17 protein-coding genes are annotated in these 17,009 nt (G+C 62.3%); 12 read left to right on the top strand and 5 right to left on the bottom strand.

Annotation, left to right across the window (positions count from 1 at the left end; all coding sequences use genetic code 11):
- Nucleotides 1–57: 57 nt before the first annotated feature.
- Nucleotides 58–390, bottom strand: a complete 333-nt coding sequence (locus tag FGKAn22_RS11630; protein WP_212785795.1) for a hypothetical protein — start codon at nucleotides 388–390, stop codon at nucleotides 58–60.
- A 144-nt stretch (nucleotides 391–534) separates the two neighbouring features.
- Between FGKAn22_RS11630 and FGKAn22_RS11625 the strand changes: the two genes are divergently transcribed.
- The 4 genes from FGKAn22_RS11625 to FGKAn22_RS11610 all read left to right on the top strand — a co-directional run bounded on the left by FGKAn22_RS11625 (nucleotide 535) and on the right by FGKAn22_RS11610 (nucleotide 2,961).
- On the top strand, nucleotides 535–828 hold the full coding sequence (locus FGKAn22_RS11625) for a DUF167 domain-containing protein (protein ID WP_212785794.1): 294 nt from the start codon (nucleotides 535–537) through the stop codon (nucleotides 826–828).
- Between the two features lie 69 nt (nucleotides 829–897).
- Nucleotides 898–1,434 carry a flavin reductase family protein gene (locus tag FGKAn22_RS11620; protein ID WP_212785793.1) on the top strand — a complete coding sequence of 179 codons (537 nt, stop codon included), beginning with the start codon at nucleotides 898–900 and terminating at the stop codon, nucleotides 1,432–1,434.
- Between the two features lie 20 nt (nucleotides 1,435–1,454).
- Nucleotides 1,455–1,868, top strand: coding sequence for a DUF3617 domain-containing protein (locus tag FGKAn22_RS11615; RefSeq protein WP_212785792.1), 414 nt, complete (start codon nucleotides 1,455–1,457; stop codon nucleotides 1,866–1,868).
- 1 nt (nucleotide 1,869) lies between these two features.
- Nucleotides 1,870–2,961, top strand: coding sequence for a PQQ-dependent sugar dehydrogenase (locus FGKAn22_RS11610; protein WP_212785791.1), 1,092 nt, complete (start codon nucleotides 1,870–1,872; stop codon nucleotides 2,959–2,961).
- Between the two features lie 196 nt (nucleotides 2,962–3,157).
- On the opposite strand, the gene ppx is transcribed toward FGKAn22_RS11610, so the two are convergent.
- The 3 genes from ppx to rpiA all read right to left on the bottom strand — a co-directional run bounded on the left by ppx (nucleotide 3,158) and on the right by rpiA (nucleotide 6,078).
- Nucleotides 3,158–4,636, bottom strand: a complete 1,479-nt coding sequence (gene ppx, locus FGKAn22_RS11605; RefSeq protein ID WP_212785790.1) for an exopolyphosphatase — start codon at nucleotides 4,634–4,636, stop codon at nucleotides 3,158–3,160.
- Nucleotides 4,636–5,343 carry a phosphate signaling complex protein PhoU gene (gene phoU / locus FGKAn22_RS11600; RefSeq protein WP_212785789.1) on the bottom strand — a complete coding sequence of 236 codons (708 nt, stop codon included), beginning with the start codon at nucleotides 5,341–5,343 and terminating at the stop codon, nucleotides 4,636–4,638. The genes ppx and phoU overlap by 1 nt, the downstream gene beginning before the upstream one ends.
- Nucleotides 5,344–5,412: 69 nt before the next feature.
- Nucleotides 5,413–6,078 (bottom strand): ribose-5-phosphate isomerase RpiA, encoded by a 666-nt coding sequence (gene rpiA / locus FGKAn22_RS11595; protein ID WP_212785788.1) that lies wholly within the window; start codon nucleotides 6,076–6,078, stop codon nucleotides 5,413–5,415.
- A 145-nt stretch (nucleotides 6,079–6,223) separates the two neighbouring features.
- Between rpiA and FGKAn22_RS11590 the strand changes: the two genes are divergently transcribed.
- From FGKAn22_RS11590 to FGKAn22_RS11555, 8 genes are all read left to right on the top strand, one after another.
- Nucleotides 6,224–7,855 carry an alpha-D-glucose phosphate-specific phosphoglucomutase gene (locus FGKAn22_RS11590; RefSeq protein ID WP_212785787.1) on the top strand — a complete coding sequence of 544 codons (1,632 nt, stop codon included), beginning with the start codon at nucleotides 6,224–6,226 and terminating at the stop codon, nucleotides 7,853–7,855.
- Nucleotides 7,856–7,948: 93 nt separating this feature from the next.
- Nucleotides 7,949–8,335: a RidA family protein gene (locus tag FGKAn22_RS11585; RefSeq protein ID WP_212785786.1), complete on the top strand. Its 387-nt coding sequence runs from the start codon at nucleotides 7,949–7,951 to the stop codon at nucleotides 8,333–8,335.
- 9 nt (nucleotides 8,336–8,344) lie between these two features.
- Nucleotides 8,345–10,375, top strand: coding sequence for an ATP-dependent DNA helicase RecG (gene recG / locus FGKAn22_RS11580; protein ID WP_212785785.1), 2,031 nt, complete (start codon nucleotides 8,345–8,347; stop codon nucleotides 10,373–10,375).
- Nucleotides 10,356–10,937 (top strand): chorismate--pyruvate lyase family protein, encoded by a 582-nt coding sequence (locus FGKAn22_RS11575; RefSeq protein WP_212785784.1) that lies wholly within the window; start codon nucleotides 10,356–10,358, stop codon nucleotides 10,935–10,937. The genes recG and FGKAn22_RS11575 overlap by 20 nt, the downstream gene beginning before the upstream one ends.
- A 54-nt stretch (nucleotides 10,938–10,991) precedes the next feature.
- Nucleotides 10,992–11,852, top strand: a complete 861-nt coding sequence (ubiA, locus tag FGKAn22_RS11570) for a 4-hydroxybenzoate octaprenyltransferase (protein ID WP_212785783.1) — start codon at nucleotides 10,992–10,994, stop codon at nucleotides 11,850–11,852.
- 173 nt (nucleotides 11,853–12,025) lie between these two features.
- Entirely contained in the window at nucleotides 12,026–13,327 is a 1,302-nt protein-coding gene (locus FGKAn22_RS11565; protein ID WP_212785782.1) for a GGDEF domain-containing protein, read from the top strand.
- A gap of 168 nt (nucleotides 13,328–13,495) precedes the next feature.
- Nucleotides 13,496–14,131 carry a class I SAM-dependent methyltransferase gene (locus FGKAn22_RS11560; RefSeq protein ID WP_212785781.1) on the top strand — a complete coding sequence of 212 codons (636 nt, stop codon included), beginning with the start codon at nucleotides 13,496–13,498 and terminating at the stop codon, nucleotides 14,129–14,131.
- Nucleotides 14,132–14,298: 167 nt separating this feature from the next.
- Nucleotides 14,299–15,942 carry an OFA family MFS transporter gene (locus FGKAn22_RS11555; RefSeq protein ID WP_212785780.1) on the top strand — a complete coding sequence of 548 codons (1,644 nt, stop codon included), beginning with the start codon at nucleotides 14,299–14,301 and terminating at the stop codon, nucleotides 15,940–15,942.
- Between the two features lie 79 nt (nucleotides 15,943–16,021).
- Here the strand turns inward: FGKAn22_RS11555 and hemF are convergent, their stop codons facing one another.
- Nucleotides 16,022–16,948, bottom strand: a complete 927-nt coding sequence (gene hemF, locus FGKAn22_RS11550; RefSeq protein WP_212785779.1) for an oxygen-dependent coproporphyrinogen oxidase — start codon at nucleotides 16,946–16,948, stop codon at nucleotides 16,022–16,024.
- Nucleotides 16,949–17,009: the final 61 nt, after the last annotated feature.

Genomic DNA, 17,009 nt, shown 5'->3' with positions numbered 1-17,009 from the left:
AGGCCATGGCTCAATAAACTGAACCATGTAGGTGGATAGGGGGCGATGGCCCGGCGTTTATGCCGCGGCGGTCTTCAGATAGGCGGAGACGCCGCTCGATGCGGTCTTCTGGGGCGCAGCGCCACCGCCTCCGGTTTCGCCTTCCATGAACTGGATGGCCGGCGACTCGGAACTTTCCTTGCTTGGAGCTTCGGTGCTTTCGCCAGTCGAACCGGGTCTGTCGCTTCGGTTCAACAGCTGCCCTTGCGTGGATAGCTGGACGATAGTGGACTGCTGGTTTCTTTGGCTATTCTGGGCTGAGCTGACGAGCGGCTGCGCATTCGCCTTGGTCACGTCGGAGATCGTGGAAGGGGCGATGCTGGTAGTGGTCATTGCATTGCTGATAATCATCTTCAAGTCTCCTTGCTGGATGGGGTATGCGAACAGTGCGTCCGGTCAGCCGAGCGGGTATTATCCGGTATTCGGTACGAATTGCCAAATATTGTTAATTAAATCAATCGGCAGGCAGGATTGCCTGCCCTTTTTGGAGTGGTGATGTCGTCGTTTTGTCATTGGGAGGGGGATACCCTCGTGCTGAATATCCTGGGCCGGCCGCGCGCGAAGAAGACGGTGATCGGCAAGGTGATCGGCAAGCAGCTGGAGATATATGTTGCCGAGCAGCCGGTGCGCGGGCGGGCTACCGCGCATTTGGTGCGGTTTTTGGCGGAAGAATTTGATGTTCCGGAGAGTTCGATCACGGTGGTGTTCGGGGTATACAACGTCAACAAGCAGCTGCGCATCAAAGCGCCGAAGCGCCTGCCTTCCATGATCCCGCCGGCCGGCGCATAAGCAATACTGGGTATCGCCCGCGCCATTTCGCCGTGTTACCGTTTTCGGGCAACCAGAACGGAGGTCGAGATGGCGAAGAAAGCGTTTCCGTTAGCCAATGTCTACAAATTGCTCGAACCGGGCCCGGTGGTGATGGTCACCACCGCGCGCAAGGGGCAGGCGAACGTCATGACCATGTCGTGGCTGACGATGATGGAGTTCACGCCGGCGCTTATCGGCACCGTGATCAGCGGCAACAATTACAGCTTCGACGCATTGGTGAAGACGAAGGAGTGCGTCATCAATATCCCGACGGCGGACATGGCGAAGACGGTGGTGAAGGTCGGCAGCGTCAGCGGCGCCAAGGTCGACAAGTTCGCGAAATTCGGCCTGACGCCGGTTCCCGCCTCGCAGGTACAGGCGCCACTGATCGACGAGTGCTATGCCAATCTGGAGTGCCGGATATACGACTCCCGGCTGGTGAACAAATACAACTTCTTCGTGCTCGAGGTGGTCAAGGCCTGGATCGACCCAGCGAAGAAAGACCCGCGTACGCTCCACCATCGCGGCCGCGGCCTGTTCGCGATCGACGGCGAGACGATCAAGTTGCCGTTCAACAAGCCATGAGCGTCCGTGGCATACAGATCATGGCTGGCATCCTGGCGGCAACCCTGGCCGGTGCGTCATTCGCCGCGGAAATTCAGCCCGGCTTGTGGGAGCTGGTTGTAGAAAACCGCGGGTTGGACTCACCCGATGTTACTTCCGAGCCCATTACCATAAGTCGTTGTCTGACGGAGGAAGATGCACAGGATCCTTCCGGGGTTCTCGGCGGTGTGGCGAATCCGGGAATGGCGGATTGCACCTACACCCAGCGGAGTTTCTCGGGCAATACGTTCCGCTTCAAGATGCGATGTGACGGTTCGCTCGGCCTTCAAGCCAGGGGCGAGGTCACTTATTCGGCTATATCGATGGATGGCAGCATCATCTCGATGGCGAACATGGACGGTCAGGCGATTATGCTGGAGAGCAAGATTACTGCCCGTCGACGGGGAGGCTGCTAGCATGTTGCGGGAGGCGACCGCATTCATCCTGCTGCTGGCTGTCAGCCTGAACGCTTGTTGCCGCGAGTTGCCTCTCGACAGGATCAAGCTGCCGCCGGGATTCAAGATCAGCCTGTATGCCGATAATGTGCCGGGTGCGCGTTCGATGGTGCTGGGGCCGGATGGCTCGCTGTATGTCGGCACGCGTGGCGACAAGGTGTACGCAGTGCGCAATGACGGCAAGCGCGCGGGCGCGGTCTTCATCATTGCCGAAAATCTCAATATGCCGAATGGCGTGGCCTTCCGCGACGGCGCGCTGTATGTGGCCGAGGTCAACCGCATCCTGCGTTTCGACAACATCGCATCGCGCCTGCGCAACCCGCCAAGACCGGTGGTGGTGAACAACAGCTTCCCGGGCGAAACGCATCACGGCTGGAAATTCATCCGCTTCGGCCCGGACGGATTGCTGTACGTTCCGGTGGGCGCGCCATGCAACATCTGCGAGCCCGATCCCTTGCGCTATGCGGCGATCTTCCGCATGAGGCCGGACGGCACCGGACTCGAGCAGTATGCGCGCGGCGTGCGCAACACCGTGGGCTTCGATTGGGACCCGGATAGCAATGAGCTGTGGTTCACCGACAACGGGCGCGACTGGCTGGGCAACAACGTGCCGCCCGACGAGCTCAACCACGCGCCGCGGCCCGGCATGAACTTCGGCTACCCCTATTGCCACGGCAAGTCGGTATCCGATCCCGATTTCGGCGGCCAACACTCATGCAGTGAATCCACCCCGCCCGCAATGGAGCTCGGCCCCCACGTGGCGTCGCTGGGCATGCGCTTCTACTCCGGAAAGATGTTCCCGGAGTCTTACCACAAGCAGATATTCATCGCCGAACACGGTTCGTGGAACCGCTTCCCGCCCATCGGCTATCGCATCACGCTGGTACGCCTGAAGAATGGGCAGGCGGCGAACTATGAAACGTTCGCGGAGGGCTGGCTGCAAGGTCTGACCGCATGGGGGCGGCCGGTGGACATCCAGGAGATGCCGGACGGCGCGCTGCTGGTGTCGGACGACAAGGCGGGTGCCATCTACCGCATCAGCTACGGAGAGTAACAGGTGTTGCAAAACTACTGCGGTGGCCATCTGCGGCGTTGCGCGGTACTCGGAATCCTCATGTACTGAATGTACATTCCGGTTCCTGCGCTCCGTGCGCCTTGCATCTGACCATCCTCGCTACGTTTTTCAACGGCCTGTAAGAGAGTAGGTCGGGTTACGCTACGCTAACCCGACCTACAGTTGCTGCATATATTTACTTGGCGACTACCTGCATGCTCATTCCCTGCGACTTCCACTGCTTCTCTTCCTCCTGCAGCGCGGTTTCGGTCAGCGGGCTTTGCGCCAGCCAATCCGCATCGATGGCGAGGTGGAACTTGGTGCCGCTGAAGCGGCCGCGCAGGGCAGGCAGCCCGCCGTCGCTGCGGTTGCGGTAGAACAGCACGGCGAGGCGCAGGCTCATTGCCAGCACGTAGTCCTCGATGTCCTTCAGCTGTCCTTCGAGCTTGTCCAGGCTGCCGCGCTGCGCCAGCGCCAGCAGGCTGAGGCGCGCCTGTTCCTTTTTCGAGAAGCCCGGCATGTCGGCATTCTTGAGTATGTAGGCGGTGTGCTTGTGGAAGCCGCTGTGCGCGACGCTGATGCCGATCTCGTGCAGTCGTGCGGCCCAATCGAGCACCTGCAGCGCGGTCTCGTCGGCGTCCTCGCCCAGGAATTGCAGCGCGAAGGTGTGCGCCAGCTTGGCCACGCGTCCGGCCTGCACCATGTCCACATGGTAACGGTGCATGAACCGCTGCACCGTGACCTCGCGCATGTCGTGGTGGTGGAAACGCCCCCACAGATCGTAGAGTACGCCCTCGCGCAGTGCGCCGAGCGCGGGCTGCATCTGGTCGATGCCGAGCTCGCAGAACGTCGCATACATGATGGCGAAGCCGCCGGGCAGCACGGGAATGCGGTCGGGCTTCAGCCCTTGCACGTCGAGGCGTTGCACGTCACCCGCGTCCAGCAGTTCTTCCCGCAGCCGTTCCAGCCCGTCGCGGGTGATGCCGCTCTTGCTGTAGCCGTTCAGTTCGAGGATATCGCACAGTACGCGTGCGCTGCCGGAGGAGCCTAGTGCGACGTTCCAGTGTTTGCACGAGAACTCTTTTGCGATGGTCTGCAGTTCGTTGCGCGCGGCGAGTTCCGCCTGCTTGAGGTTCTGCTTGGTGATCTTGCCATTCGGGAAATAGCGGCTGCTATAGCTGACGCAGCCCATGTACAGGCTTTCCAGCTTTTGCGGCTCGAGGTTGTTGCCGATGATGAATTCGGTGGAGCCGCCGCCGATGTCCATCACCAGCCGGTTGTCGGGCGACTGCGGCAGGCCGTGCGCCACGCCGAGGTAGATCAGGCGCGCTTCCTCGATGCCAGCGATGACTTCGATGGGGAAGCCCAGCACATGCTCGGCCTGCGGGATGAAGTCTGCGGCGTTCTTCGCCACGCGCAGGGAGTTGGTGCCCACCGCGCGCACCGCCTCGCGCGGCAGGCCGCGCAGGCGCTCGGCGAACTTCGACAGGGCGTCGAGTGCGCGCTGCTGCGCATCGGAATCGAGATGGCGGTCGGGGGTGAGTCCGGCGGCGAGGCGCACCGGCTCGCGCAGCCCGTCCAGCATGTAGAGCTGGTCATTCTCGACCCGCGCGATCTGGAGCCTAAAACTGTTCGACCCCAGATCGACGGCGGCTATGATGGGTTGGTGCTGCACTACTTCTGGACTTCGCGCTCGATCTCGTCGACGGTGACATGGCGCACGTCGCGCCCCTTGACCATGTACACCACGTACTCGGCCATGTTCTTGGCGTGGTCGCCGATGCGCTCGATGGCCTTGGCCACGAACAGGATCTCCAGCGAGGTGGAGATGGTGCGCGGGTCTTCCATCATGAAGGTGATGAGGTAGCGCATGATAGCGCGGAATTCCTCATCGACCTGGTCGTCCTGACGCACCACCTGCGCGGCCAGCGCCACGTCCAGGCGCGCGAAGGCGTCCAGCGACTTGCGCAGCATGTCCAGCGCGAGGTCGGCGGCATGCTTGATCTCGTGGTAGCGCGGCAGGTTGAGCGCGCTCTTCTGCGACAGCAGCTTGGCCATGCGCGCGATCTTCTCGGCCTCGTCGCCGATGCGCTCGAGGTCGGTGATGGTCTTGACCACGGTCATCACCAGGCGGAGGTCGCCCGCGGTCGGCTGGCGGCGTGCGATCACCTGGCTGCACGCCTCGTCGATCTTCACTTCCAGCGCGTTGACGCGATGGTCGTCCTCGATCACGCGGGTCATCAATGCGACATCGCCGGAGATCAGCGATTCCACCGCGCTCTTGATCTGGCTTTCGACCAGGCCACCCATTTGCAGCACGTTGGCGCGGATGGCTTCCAGCTCGGCATCGAACTGGCGGGAGATGTGATCATTGCTGGGCATGCTATCGTTCCTTAAAGTGGACTGTATAGTTTAAGCGGCGAATATGAACGTCAGATGACGGCGTTTTCCTTATTCCGCCGTCATCGTCTTCACGCCTTCAGGCGTGCCGAGCAGCAGCACGTCTGCAGCGCGGCGCGCGAACAGGCCGTTGGTGACCACGCCGGCGATGTGGTCCAGCGTGGATTCAAGCTCCACCGGGTTCATGATCTGCAGGTTGTGCACATCGAGGATGATGTTGCCGTTGTCGGTGGTGAAGCCCTCGCGCAGCTTGGGCTGGCCGCCCAGCTTCACCAGTTGGCGCGCCACCGAACTGCGCGCCATCGGGATCACCTCGATCGGCAGGGGGAACTTGCCGAGCACATCCACCAGCTTGCTGGCGTCGCACACGCAGATGAACTTCTTGCTGGCCGCCGCGACGATCTTCTCGCGCGTCAGCGCGCCGCCGCCGCCCTTGACCATGTGCATGTGGCGCGTGATCTCGTCTGCGCCGTCCACGTACACCGGCAGGTCGCCCGCGTCGTTCAGCGACAGCACTTCGATGCCGTGTGCCTGCAGGCGCTTGGCTGATGCCTCGGAGCTGGCGACCGCGCCGCGGATCTTGTGCTTGATCTTGGCCAGTTCGTCGATGAAGAAGTTGGCGGTAGAGCCTGTGCCCACGCCGACGATGCAATCGACCGGCACGTATTCGATGGCGGCCTTCGCTACCGCTTGCTTCATTTCGTCTTGAGTCATCATGCTGCTTTTCCCTTTTTTTGGTGTTGTCTTGTTTGTATGCGCGATTATTGCAGGAATCCGGCGTTTTGTGGGGGCCGGCGGACCGAATCGGCAATTGTCCGGTGGTAAGATGGCGGCCCTGACACAGGATAACGGGAGAAAAAGAATGCAGATCCGTAAGGTCGCCACCACCCCTTACGCCGACCAGAAACCCGGCACCTCAGGCCTGCGCAAGCGTGTGCCCGCCTTCAAGCAGCTGCACTACCTGGAGAACTTCGTCCAGTCCATCTTCGATACCATCGCCGCACCCCAAGGCTCGACGCTGGTGCTGGGCGGCGACGGCAGATACTACAACCGCGAGGCGATCCAGGTCATTTTGAAGATGGCCGCCGCCAACGGCTTCGGTCGCGTCATGGTGGGCAAGGGCGGCATCCTTTCCACACCCGCGGCCTCCTGCGTGATTCGCAAATACCAGACTTACGGCGGCATCATCCTGTCCGCGAGCCACAACCCCGGCGGGCCGGACGGCGACTTCGGCATCAAGTACAACACGGCCAACGGCGGCCCCGCGCCGGAGAAGATCACCGAGGCGATCTTTGCGGCGAGCAAGCAGATCTCTCAGTACTGCATCGCCGACGCGCCCGATGTAGCGTTGGACGCCTGCGGCGACAGCAAGCTGGGCGATATGACGGTGTCAGTGATCGACCCCGTCGTCGACTACGCCGAGCTGATGGAATCGCTGTTCGACTTCAAGGCGATTCGCGCGTTATTGAGTAGCGGCTTCCGCATCAAGTTCGACGCCATGCACGCCGTCACCGGCCCGTATGCGAAGGAGATATTGGTGAACCGCTTGGGGGCGTCCGCGGACAGCGTGATGAACGCCGTGCCGCTGCCTGACTTCGGCAACGGCCATCCAGACCCCAACCTCACCTACGCGCACGAACTGGTCGAGATCGTGTACGGCAAGGATGCGCCGGATTTCGGCGCGGCCTCGGACGGCGACGGCGACCGCAACATGATCCTCGGCAATGGCTTCTTCGTCACGCCTTCCGACAGCCTGGCCGTCATCGCCGCCAACGCGAAGCTCGCGCCCGGCTACAAGCAGGGCCTTGCGGGCATCGCGCGCTCGATGCCGACCAGCGCGGCGGCCGACCGCGTGGCGCAGGCCTTGGGCATCCCCTGCTACGAGACGCCGACCGGCTGGAAGTTCTTCGGTAACCTGATGGACGCGGGCAAGGTCACGCTGTGCGGCGAGGAGAGCTTCGGCACCGGCTCGAACCATGTGCGCGAGAAGGACGGTCTCTGGGCGGTGCTGTTCTGGCTGAACATCCTTGCGGCGCGCAAGCAACCGGTCGAGTCCATCGTGCGCGAGCACTGGGCGAAGTACGGGCGCAATTTCTATTCGCGTCACGATTACGAAAGCCTCCCGACAGAGGCCGCGAACAGTGTGATGAATCTGCTGAAGGAAGGCTTCGCTGATCTGCCTGGGAAAACACTCGGTCCCTATATCGTCAAGACCTGCGACGACTTCAGCTACACCGACCCGGTGGATGGCAGCGTCAGCGCGGGACAGGGGATACGCATCCTCTTTGAAGACGGTTCGCGCATCGTGTTTCGTCTCTCCGGAACGGGTACGGAGGGGGCAACGCTGCGCCTCTATCTCGAAAGCTACGAACCGGATGTGAGCAAGCACCACCTCGACGCCCAGGAGGCGCTTTCCACGCTGATCGGCATCGCGCTGGATGTTTCGGAGTTGCGTGCTTGTACCGGAAGGGACAAGCCGACGGTCATCACCTGAGCCGGTATAATTGCAAACCTATTTCCCGTTCGTCCTGAGTACCGCGCGTAGCGCGGTGTATCGAAGGAGCGAATTACTTAGAAGGAGCCGAACATGAGCAACAAAAAATTCATCCAGACCCCCGATGCCCCCGCCGCGATCGGCACCTACTCGCAGGCGGTGCGCGTCGATCACACGGTCTACCTGTCCGGTCAGATCGGCCTCGATCCGACCAGCATGCAGATGGTCGACGGCATCGACGCGCAGATCCACCGCGTGTTCCAGAACATGCGCGCCGTCGCCACCGCCGCTGGCGGCAGCATGGACGACGTGGTGAAGCTGAACATCTTCCTCACCGACCTCGGCAACTTCGCACGCGTGAACGAGATCATGGCGACCTATTTCCACCAGCCCTATCCGGCACGCGCCGCCGTGGGCGTCGCCTCGCTGCCGCGCGGCGCGCTGGTCGAGGCGGACGGGGTCATGTATCTGCAAGACTAAGCAGCACCCTTGAGCACGCCAGCGAAAATCCCGCCTGCCACGCTGGCCAAGCTCGCCAAGCTGGGCATCCACCACCGTTCCGACCTGTTGCTGCACCTGCCGCTGCGCTACGAGGATGAGACCCATCTCGCGCCCATCGAGTCGGTGCAGCCCGGCGAGACGGTGCAGGTGCAGGGCGTCATCACCCACAGCGAAGTGGCGTTCCGCCCGCGCCGCACCCTGGTGTGCCGCTTGCAGGACGGCAGCGATGAACTGTACCTGCGCTTCCTCAATTTCTATCCCAGCCAGCAGAAGCAGCTCGCCGTGGGCAAGCAGATACGTGCCGTCGGCGAGGCTCGCATGGGCTATTTCGGGCTGGAGATGGTGCACCCGAAATGCCGCGCGGTGGACGACGATACGCCGCTGAACTCCAGCCTCACGCCGGTGTACCCGACCACGGCGGGGCTTTCACAGGCGACGTTACGCAAGCTGATCTTCAATGCGCTGGAGACGCTGCCGCTCACTGATACGTTGCCGGATGCGCTGCTGCAGCGGTTGCGCTTCGCGGATTTCGCCGACAGCCTCAAGCTGCTGCACAACCCGCCGCCGGATGTGTCGGCGAGCAGCCTGGAGCAGCGCAGCCACACCGCATGGCGGCGCATCAAGTTCGACGAATTGCTGGCGCAACAGTTGTCGATGCGCGTGCATCACCGCGAGCGAAGCAAGCGCATCGCGCCCAAACTCGCGGCGCAGCACCGCCTGACCGATGCACTGCTCAGGGCCCTGCCGTTCGTGCTGACCGGCGCGCAGCAGAAGGTATATGCCGAGATCGCTCACGACCTCGCGCAGCCGCATCCGATGCAGCGCCTGCTGCTGGGCGATGTCGGCAGCGGCAAGACCATCGTCGCCGCGCTCGCCGCCTTGCAGGCCATCGAGAACGGTTATCAGGTCGCGCTGATGGCGCCCACCGAAATTCTCGCCGAGCAGCATTACCTCAAGTTGCGCGAGTGGCTGGAACCGCTCGGCGTCACGCCCGTGTGGCTGTCCGGCAGTTTGAAGAAGAAGGAAAAGACCGTCGCCGCGGAACGCATCGCGTCGGGCGAGACCCCGCTCGCCATCGGCACGCACGCACTGTTCCAGCAGAACGTCGAGTTCCCGAAACTCGGCCTCGCCATCGTCGACGAGCAGCACAAGTTCGGCGTGCAGCAGCGACTTGCACTGCGCAACAAGGGCAACGAACCTCACCAGCTGATGATGAGCGCGACTCCCATTCCGCGCACCCTGGCGATGAGCTACTACGCCGACCTCGATGTGTCGGTGATCGACGAGCTGCCGCCGGGGCGCACGCCCGTCGTGACCAAGCTTGTCGGCGATGCGCGCCGCGAGGAGGTGTTCGAGCGCGTGCGCGCCGCCTGCGTCGCGGGCAAGCAGGCGTACTGGGTGTGCCCGCTGATCGACGAATCCGAGGCGCTGCAGTTGCAGACGGCGATCGAGACGCATGAGACGCTGACGCAGACCTTCCCCGAGCTGCGCGTGGGCCTCGCACACGGCAAGCTTCCTCCGGCGGAAAAGGCGGCGATCATGGCCGCGTTCAAGGCGGGCGAGCTGCAGCTGCTGGTCGCCACCACGGTGATCGAGGTCGGCGTCGACGTGCCGAATGCCAGCCTGATGGTGATCGACCACGCCGAGCGCATGGGACTGGCGCAGCTGCACCAGCTGCGCGGGCGCGTCGGGCGCGGCGCGGCGGAGAGCATGTGCGTGCTGCTCTACCAGCAGGACAGGCTGTCCGAACTGGCGCGGGCTCGGCTGAAGATCATCTACGAGAGCAACGACGGCTTCGCCATCGCCCAGCAGGACTTACAATTGCGGGGCCCGGGCGAATTGCTCGGTGCGCGCCAGAGCGGCGTGGCGATGCTGCGTTTTGCCGACCTGGGCGAAGACGAAGATTTACTGGAAGAGGCGCGGCTCGCCGCCGACGAGCTGCTGCAACATCACCCCGATGCAGCGCGGGCTCACCTGCACCGCTGGATGGCAAGCAAACATGACTATCTGCACGTCTGACAAATACTGGCACGGCGCGGCCGTGGGCTGCGAAACCACGCTTGTGCCGTGGCTGCACGACCGCGGCTCTCTGACGCAGCGCATTCGCGACCGCTGCGGGCAGTTCGATGTGCGTCCGGTGCGCAGCGGCCTCGCGCGCATCGCCTTCGACGAATCTGCCGTGCTGGGCATCGCACCTCACCAGCTTGCCTGGTCGCGCGAAGTGTTCCTTTGCGCCGATGGCCAGCCCGTGGTGTTCGCACACTCCGCTTGCGCTGTGCAGCACCTGCGAGGCGCGTGGAATGCCGTGCGCGGCTTGGGCAGCCAACCGCTCGGTGCGCTGCTGTTCGCCCACCCGCAGGTGGAGCGCAGGCCGCTGCACTACAAGTCTCTGCACGCGCACCATCCCCTGTACCGCAGTGCAGCGGCCGCCGTGCCGGGCGTTACGCCGGACCGTTTGTGGGCGCGACGCTCGCTGTTCACCCTGCATGGCGCGCCGCTGCTGGTGACGGAAGTGTTCCTGCCGGAGATATTGAAATTAGGCGTCAGGAGCCAGGATACGGGATACAGTAGAGCTGGCTAAACTTGATGGATCGGCCTTACACTGAATCCCGTATCCTGAATCCCATATCCTGAAATGCTCACCGAACGCCTCTCCCTCTACATCCAGCTCACCCGCCTGAACCGCCCCATCGGCATCCTGCTGTTGCTGTGGCCCACGCTGTGGGGCGTGTGGATCGCAGGTGCGGGACATCCCGCGATCCACATCGTGCTCATCTTCACACTCGGCACCGTGCTGATGCGTTCCTCCGGCTGTGCCATCAACGACTACGCCGACCGCCATATCGACAAGCACGTGAAGCGCACCAGGGAGCGCCCGCTCACCAGTGGCAAGGTCAGCGAGCGCGAGACGGTGTGGCTGGCCGCCGGGCTGGCGTTCGTGTCCTTCCTGCTCATCCTGCCGCTCAACCCGCTGACCTGGCTGCTCGCCTTCCCCGCGGCCTTCCTCGCCGCGAGCTATCCCTTCACCAAGCGCTTCTTCGCTATTCCGCAGGCCTATCTCGGAATCGCCTTCGGCTTCGGCATCCCCATGGCGTTTGCCGCGCAACTCGGCGAAGTGCCGGCGGTGGCTTGGGTACTGCTGCTCGCCAACGTGTTCTGGGCCGTCGCCTATGACACCGAATACGCGATGGTGGACCGCGACGACGACACCCATCTTGGCATCCATTCCTCGGCGCTGTTCTTCGGCAAGCACGACGTGTTCGCCGTGATGATGTGCTATGCGCTGACCCTGATGTTGCTGGCAGCGGCTGGCTGGCTGGCTGGCTTGGGGATGATCTACTTCATCGGGCTGATCGTTGCGGAAGGCATTTCGCTTTATCACTACATCCTCATCAAGAACAGAAGCCGCGAGAAATGCTTTGCGGCGTTCCTGCACAACAACTGGTTCGGGGCGGCGGTGTTCGCGGGCGTGGTTGGGGATTATCTGGTGAAGTAGGCGCAGGGCGAAATAAGCGAGTCCTGAGCTTGGTCAAAGGGCGCAGCACACGGGCCTGACGCTATTGACCATGCGGCCAATGCGGGCTAGGGTAAGCACCGAAAGCTTAGCCCCTTATTGTCGGCAGGCATTGGCTGACAAGAGGGTGAGCCACACTCCACAAAGAAGAGGTGATGATGAACCTTGCTCATGCTGGTGTGCAGGAAGATTCGGGTATCGAAGTGCTGGGGTCCATGCTTGCTGGCTTGGTGCAAGCGCTTCGGAACGTCCATGTTCTGAGCGGTGAACATGGAGCCAATCTGGTCAAGAATATCGAATCGAATGCATGGTATTCGATGGCGATTTTCTTTCGGCTGCTGGATGACCTGGACAGGTTCGAAGTCGATACGGGCCCCATCCTGTTTCATGCCGGGGCCTGTTTTGCGCGTGACTGGTTCGAGAATGGCAACAACCATCTTGTGAATTGCGCGTCCGACTTCCTGCGGATGCAGGGAAACAGCGTCGGCTATTCGATGGCACACCGCGGGGACAGGGAAAAGATCGGCTGGTTGGACCTGGCTGAGTTCGACGAATCCGCTGGTTATGCAAAGCTGGTTTGTGTAACCCCCTACCCGAGCGAATTCGAACGTGGGCTGTTCCATTGTGGCACGTATCTGGCTGGCGATGTCGATTACGTCCATATCGACACCACTGAAGAACCATGCAGCACCTATCTCAGCAAGAAGACTCATACCATCCGTTTCCACAAGAAGGCGGATGAGGCGGTAAACGCGAACCTCGAAGCTCTTTTGTTGCGACTGACCCCGGTTTCAGCCATTGCCATCCCCGAGGAGTTGCAGGAACCCATGGCTTGGCGGCTGAAGGCATTGGAAGAGAGATACGAGCAGGACCAGCGCTTCAATGAGCAAAGCGGGTTGCTGCTTTCCAATGCCGCGAGCCAGGTCTGCATGCTGTCTGATCGCCTGCACAGATTGGCACACCGTGACCATTTGACAGATGTATTGAACCGGCGCGCGGCCCTGGAGAACACGCAAAACATCCTTGCACTGGCTGCCCGAAACGGCTTGTCGGTCGGTTTTATCATGGTGGATGTTGACCACTTCAAGTCTATCAATGACATCTGGGGCCACGAAGCCGGAGATGAGGCATTGTGTAGTGTCGCGGCCATACTGGGGGACAATATTCGCGATTCTGACGTGCTTGGGCGGATGGGCGGAGAGGAGTTCCTGATCGTTTTGCCCGAAACCGACCTCGACGGTGCTCTTGTCGTGGCCGAGAAGTTGCGTATGGCCGTGCAGGAGCAAGGCCTTCCCTCGAAATACAAGGCGGATCGGCCGCTCACCATCAGCGCGGGAGTCTCTGCAACTGGAGCGGCCCCGGGTGCAAGGTTCCTCGATTGCCAGGACTACATCAGGCAGGCAGATCATGCCTTGTATCGATCGAAGCAGAATGGCCGGAATCGGGTCTCCACATAGCCTGTTTACGCAACCAGCAGCACTTCGCGCGCGGTACGCACCACGGTTTTCTGCTCGGCCGATGGTGAGCTCAGGATGCTCTCCTTGTTGTTGGGTACTTGACGCAATACGCACAACTAGTGACACACCGTATATCCGCTCCTGCGAAATTTTTACTACACTCCCCTCATGAAGAATCCCGGCCAACCCTGGCGCCAGAACCCGCTGCTGCGCATCAGCTATCGCTTCGTCGCGCCGTTGTATGACCTCGTCATCGAGCTTCCGATGCGCGAGGCGCGCAGGCGATCGCTGCGCGCCCTGCCGCAGGATGTGCCGGGGCGCGTTCTGGTGAGCGGGGCGGGCACGGGACTGGACCTGCCGTTGCTGCCGCCGCTGCACCGCTATATCGCGCTGGATTTCAGCCCGGCGATGCTGGCGCGTGCGGTGCCTCGCGGGTCGTGTCTGCAGGTGGATTTCGTGTTGGGCGACAGCATGGCGCTGCCGTTCGCCGACGAGACGTTCGACCATGTGGTGCTGCACCTGATCGTCGCCGTGGTGCCGCAACCTGAGCGCTGCCTCGCCGAGGCCGCGCGCGTGCTCAAGCCCGGCGGCACAGTCATCCTGTTCGACAAGTTCCTGCGTCCGCGACAGCGCGCGCCGCTGCGCCGCCTGTTCAATGGGATCACCCGCCGCTTCGCCACGCGCATGGACGTGGTGTTCGAGGAGGCGCTGCGCGCGGCGCCGTCGTTGCAGGTGGTCAGCGACGAGCCGGCGATGGCGGGGGGCTGGTTCCGCAGCATTCTGCTGCGGAAGGTCTGGAGCTGATGCGGCGGCACGTTGCGGTCGAGTATCGACCATGAATACTCCTGGGTTTAATACCCTACTAAATCGATTTGCTTTACTGGGGGGCTTGGCAAGATAATGCCGCCCCTCGCCAGAGGCGCGCAGCGCCCATAACGGCAAAAAGGTTTTCAATCCAACGGAGTAGATCCATGCAACAAGCACGCACGCCCGGTTTTCTCGACCGGGAACGCATCATCGCCCGACCGGGCTTCAACCGCTGGCTGGTGCCGCCCGCCGCACTCGCCATCCATCTCTGCATCGGCATGGCCTACGGCTTCTCGGTGTTCTGGCTGCCGCTGTCGCATGCCATTGGTATCACCGCTGCGGTGGACTGTCCCAAGGACATGGGCTTCTTCGCCGAAATGTTTGCTGCCAACTGCGACTGGAAGATCTCCACGCTGGGCTGGATGTACACGCTGTTCTTCGTGTTCCTCGGCACCTCGGCCGCGATCTGGGGCGGCTGGCTGGAACGCGTGGGCCCGCGCCGCGCAGGCGTGGTGGCAGCGTTCTGCTGGTGCGGCGGTCTGCTGATCTCCGCACTCGGCGTGCACCTGCACCAGATCTGGATGCTGTGGCTGGGCTCCGGCGTGATCGGCGGCATCGGCCTGGGGCTGGGCTATATCTCGCCGGTGTCGACGCTGATCAAGTGGTTCCCGGACCGTCGCGGCATGGCGACCGGCATGGCCATCATGGGCTTCGGCGGCGGCGCGATGATAGGCGCACCGCTGGCCAACAAACTGATGACCTACTTCGCCACGCCCACCTCGGTCGGCGTGTGGGAGACCTTCGTCACGCTGGCCGTGATCTATTTCGTGTTCATGATGGCGGGCGCGTTGGGTTACCGCGTCCCCGCGGACAACTGGAAACCTGCCGGCTGGCAGCCGCCGGCTGAGCCCTCGAAGAAGAGCATGATCACCGACCGCCATGTGCATCTGGACGTGGCATGGAAGACGCCGCAGTTCTGGCTGGTGTGGGGCGTGCTGTGCCTCAACGTAACGGCCGGCATCGGCATCATCGGCATGGCCTCGCCGCTGCTGCAGGAAGTGTTCGGCGGCAAGCTGATCGGCCTCGACCTCGCATTCAACGATCTCGACGCCGCACAGAAGACGCAGATCGCCGCCATCGCCGCAGGCTTCACCGGGCTGCTGTCGCTGTTCAACATCGGCGGCCGTTTCTTCTGGGCCTCGCTGTCCGACAAGCTGGGCCGCAAGCTCACCTTCTCCATCTTCTTCCTGCTGGGCTGCGCGCTGTATGCGTCCATCCCCAGCATGGCAGCGGCAGGCAGCCTCGCGTTCTTCGTGGCGTTCTTCTGCATCATCCTGTCGATGTACGGCGGCGCCTTCGCCACCGTGCCGGCCTACCTCGCCGACCTGTTCGGCACCCGGATGGTGGGCGCGATCCACGGCCGCCTGCTGACTGCCTGGGCGGCCGCCGGCATCTTCGGCCCGCTGCTGGTGAACTACATCCGTGAATATCAGCTCGACCACGGCGTGGCACGCGCCGATGCCTACACCGTCACCATGTACATCCTCGCCGGCTTGCTGGTGCTGGGCTTCATCTGCAACTGGCTGATCCAGTCGGTGGCCGAACAGCACCACATGAGCGAGGAAGAGCTCAAGGAAGAGAAGAAGCAGGCCGACGACACGCACGAGCATTTCGTGCAGGACGCCAAGGCGCTGGCACACGAGGCCAGCCACAGCTGGAAGGTGACGCTGGCATGGCTGGCCGTGGGCCTGCCGCTGGCCTGGGGTTTCTGGATGACGCTGCAGAAGGCGGTGGTGCTGTTCAAATAAACAGGCTTTCCCTGCAGGGCATCTGAAGATTTAGATGCCCATAAAAACAAAACCCGCCAGCGGCGGGTTTTGTTTTTGGTTATACCCAGTCTTTGGGCACGAGGTACTTGTCGTACAGCTCCGCTTCCGGCGTGCCCTTCTCCGGATGCCAGTCGTAGCGCCACTTCACCAGCGGCGGCATGGAGAGCAGGATGGATTCGGTGCGGCCGTTCGACTGCAGGCCGAAGATGGTGCCGCGGTCGATCACCAGGTTGAATTCGACGTAACGTCCGCGACGATACAGCTGGAAGTCGCGCTCGCGTTCGCCGTACGGCGTGTCCTTGCGTTTTTCGAGCAGCGGCACATATGCCGACAGGTAGTGGTCGCCCACGCTCTGCTGGATGGCGAAGCAGGTGTCGAAATCCGGCTCCGAGAGATCGTCGAAGAAGATACCGCCCACGCCGCGCGGTTCGTTGCGGTGCTTCAGGAAGAAATAGTCGTCGCACCATTTCTTGAATTTGGGGTGCAACGAGGGATCGAACGGCGCGAGCGAGTTCTTGCAGATCTGGTGGAAGTGCTGCGCGTCTTCCTCGAAGCCGTAGTAAGGCGTGAGGTCCATGCCGCCGCCGAACCAGAACACCTTGTCGCCGTCCGGCTTGGTCGCCATGAACATGCGCACGTTGGCGTGCGAGGTCGGCGCATAGGGATTGCGCGGGTGCATCACCAGCGACACGCCCATCGCCTCCCAGCTGCACCCGGCCAGCTCGGGACGGTGCGCTGTGGCCGAGGTGGGCATCTTGTCGCCCCGCACATGTGAGAACGCCACGCCGCCGCGCTCGAGCACGTTGCCTTCTTCGATGATGCAACTGATGCCTTCGCCTTGGGCGATGCTGAGAGCCTGTCCTGAGCCTGTCGAAGGACGCTGCCACTTGTCGCGGATGAATTTCTTGCCGTCCACTTGTTCCAGACGTTCGACGATCAGTTCTTGCAGTTCGAGCAGGTATTCCTTGACGGCGTTGCTATCCATTTTTTCTCCGGTGGTTTTCCCCCTCTGCAGGTGGGAGAGGGAGCAGGTTTAAGGAATTGCT

Origin of the sequence: Ferrigenium kumadai, from assembly GCF_018324385.1 — a bacterium.
GTDB classification, from domain to species: domain Bacteria; phylum Pseudomonadota; class Gammaproteobacteria; order Burkholderiales; family Gallionellaceae; genus Gallionella; species Gallionella kumadai.
Note: the sequence above shows the minus strand (reverse complement) of the source record. Positions and strands in the feature narration are given on the sequence as shown.

Coding starts and splice junctions, on each gene's coding strand:
- ubiA (WP_212785783.1), top strand. CDS start 10,992: ATGCTCACCGAACGCCTCTCCCTCTACATCCAGCTCACCCGCCTGAAC.
- hemF (WP_212785779.1), bottom strand. CDS start 16,948: ATGGATAGCAACGCCGTCAAGGAATACCTGCTCGAACTGCAAGAACTG.
- phoU (WP_212785789.1), bottom strand. CDS start 5,343: ATGCCCAGCAATGATCACATCTCCCGCCAGTTCGATGCCGAGCTGGAA.
- FGKAn22_RS11575 (WP_212785784.1), top strand. CDS start 10,356: ATGACTATCTGCACGTCTGACAAATACTGGCACGGCGCGGCCGTGGGC.
- FGKAn22_RS11565 (WP_212785782.1), top strand. CDS start 12,026: ATGATGAACCTTGCTCATGCTGGTGTGCAGGAAGATTCGGGTATCGAA.
- FGKAn22_RS11625 (WP_212785794.1), top strand. CDS start 535: ATGTCGTCGTTTTGTCATTGGGAGGGGGATACCCTCGTGCTGAATATC.
- FGKAn22_RS11590 (WP_212785787.1), top strand. CDS start 6,224: ATGCAGATCCGTAAGGTCGCCACCACCCCTTACGCCGACCAGAAACCC.
- FGKAn22_RS11610 (WP_212785791.1), top strand. CDS start 1,870: ATGTTGCGGGAGGCGACCGCATTCATCCTGCTGCTGGCTGTCAGCCTG.
- FGKAn22_RS11620 (WP_212785793.1), top strand. CDS start 898: ATGGCGAAGAAAGCGTTTCCGTTAGCCAATGTCTACAAATTGCTCGAA.
- FGKAn22_RS11630 (WP_212785795.1), bottom strand. CDS start 390: ATGATTATCAGCAATGCAATGACCACTACCAGCATCGCCCCTTCCACG.
- rpiA (WP_212785788.1), bottom strand. CDS start 6,078: ATGATGACTCAAGACGAAATGAAGCAAGCGGTAGCGAAGGCCGCCATC.
- FGKAn22_RS11555 (WP_212785780.1), top strand. CDS start 14,299: ATGCAACAAGCACGCACGCCCGGTTTTCTCGACCGGGAACGCATCATC.
- FGKAn22_RS11560 (WP_212785781.1), top strand. CDS start 13,496: ATGAAGAATCCCGGCCAACCCTGGCGCCAGAACCCGCTGCTGCGCATC.
- FGKAn22_RS11585 (WP_212785786.1), top strand. CDS start 7,949: ATGAGCAACAAAAAATTCATCCAGACCCCCGATGCCCCCGCCGCGATC.
- FGKAn22_RS11615 (WP_212785792.1), top strand. CDS start 1,455: ATGGCTGGCATCCTGGCGGCAACCCTGGCCGGTGCGTCATTCGCCGCG.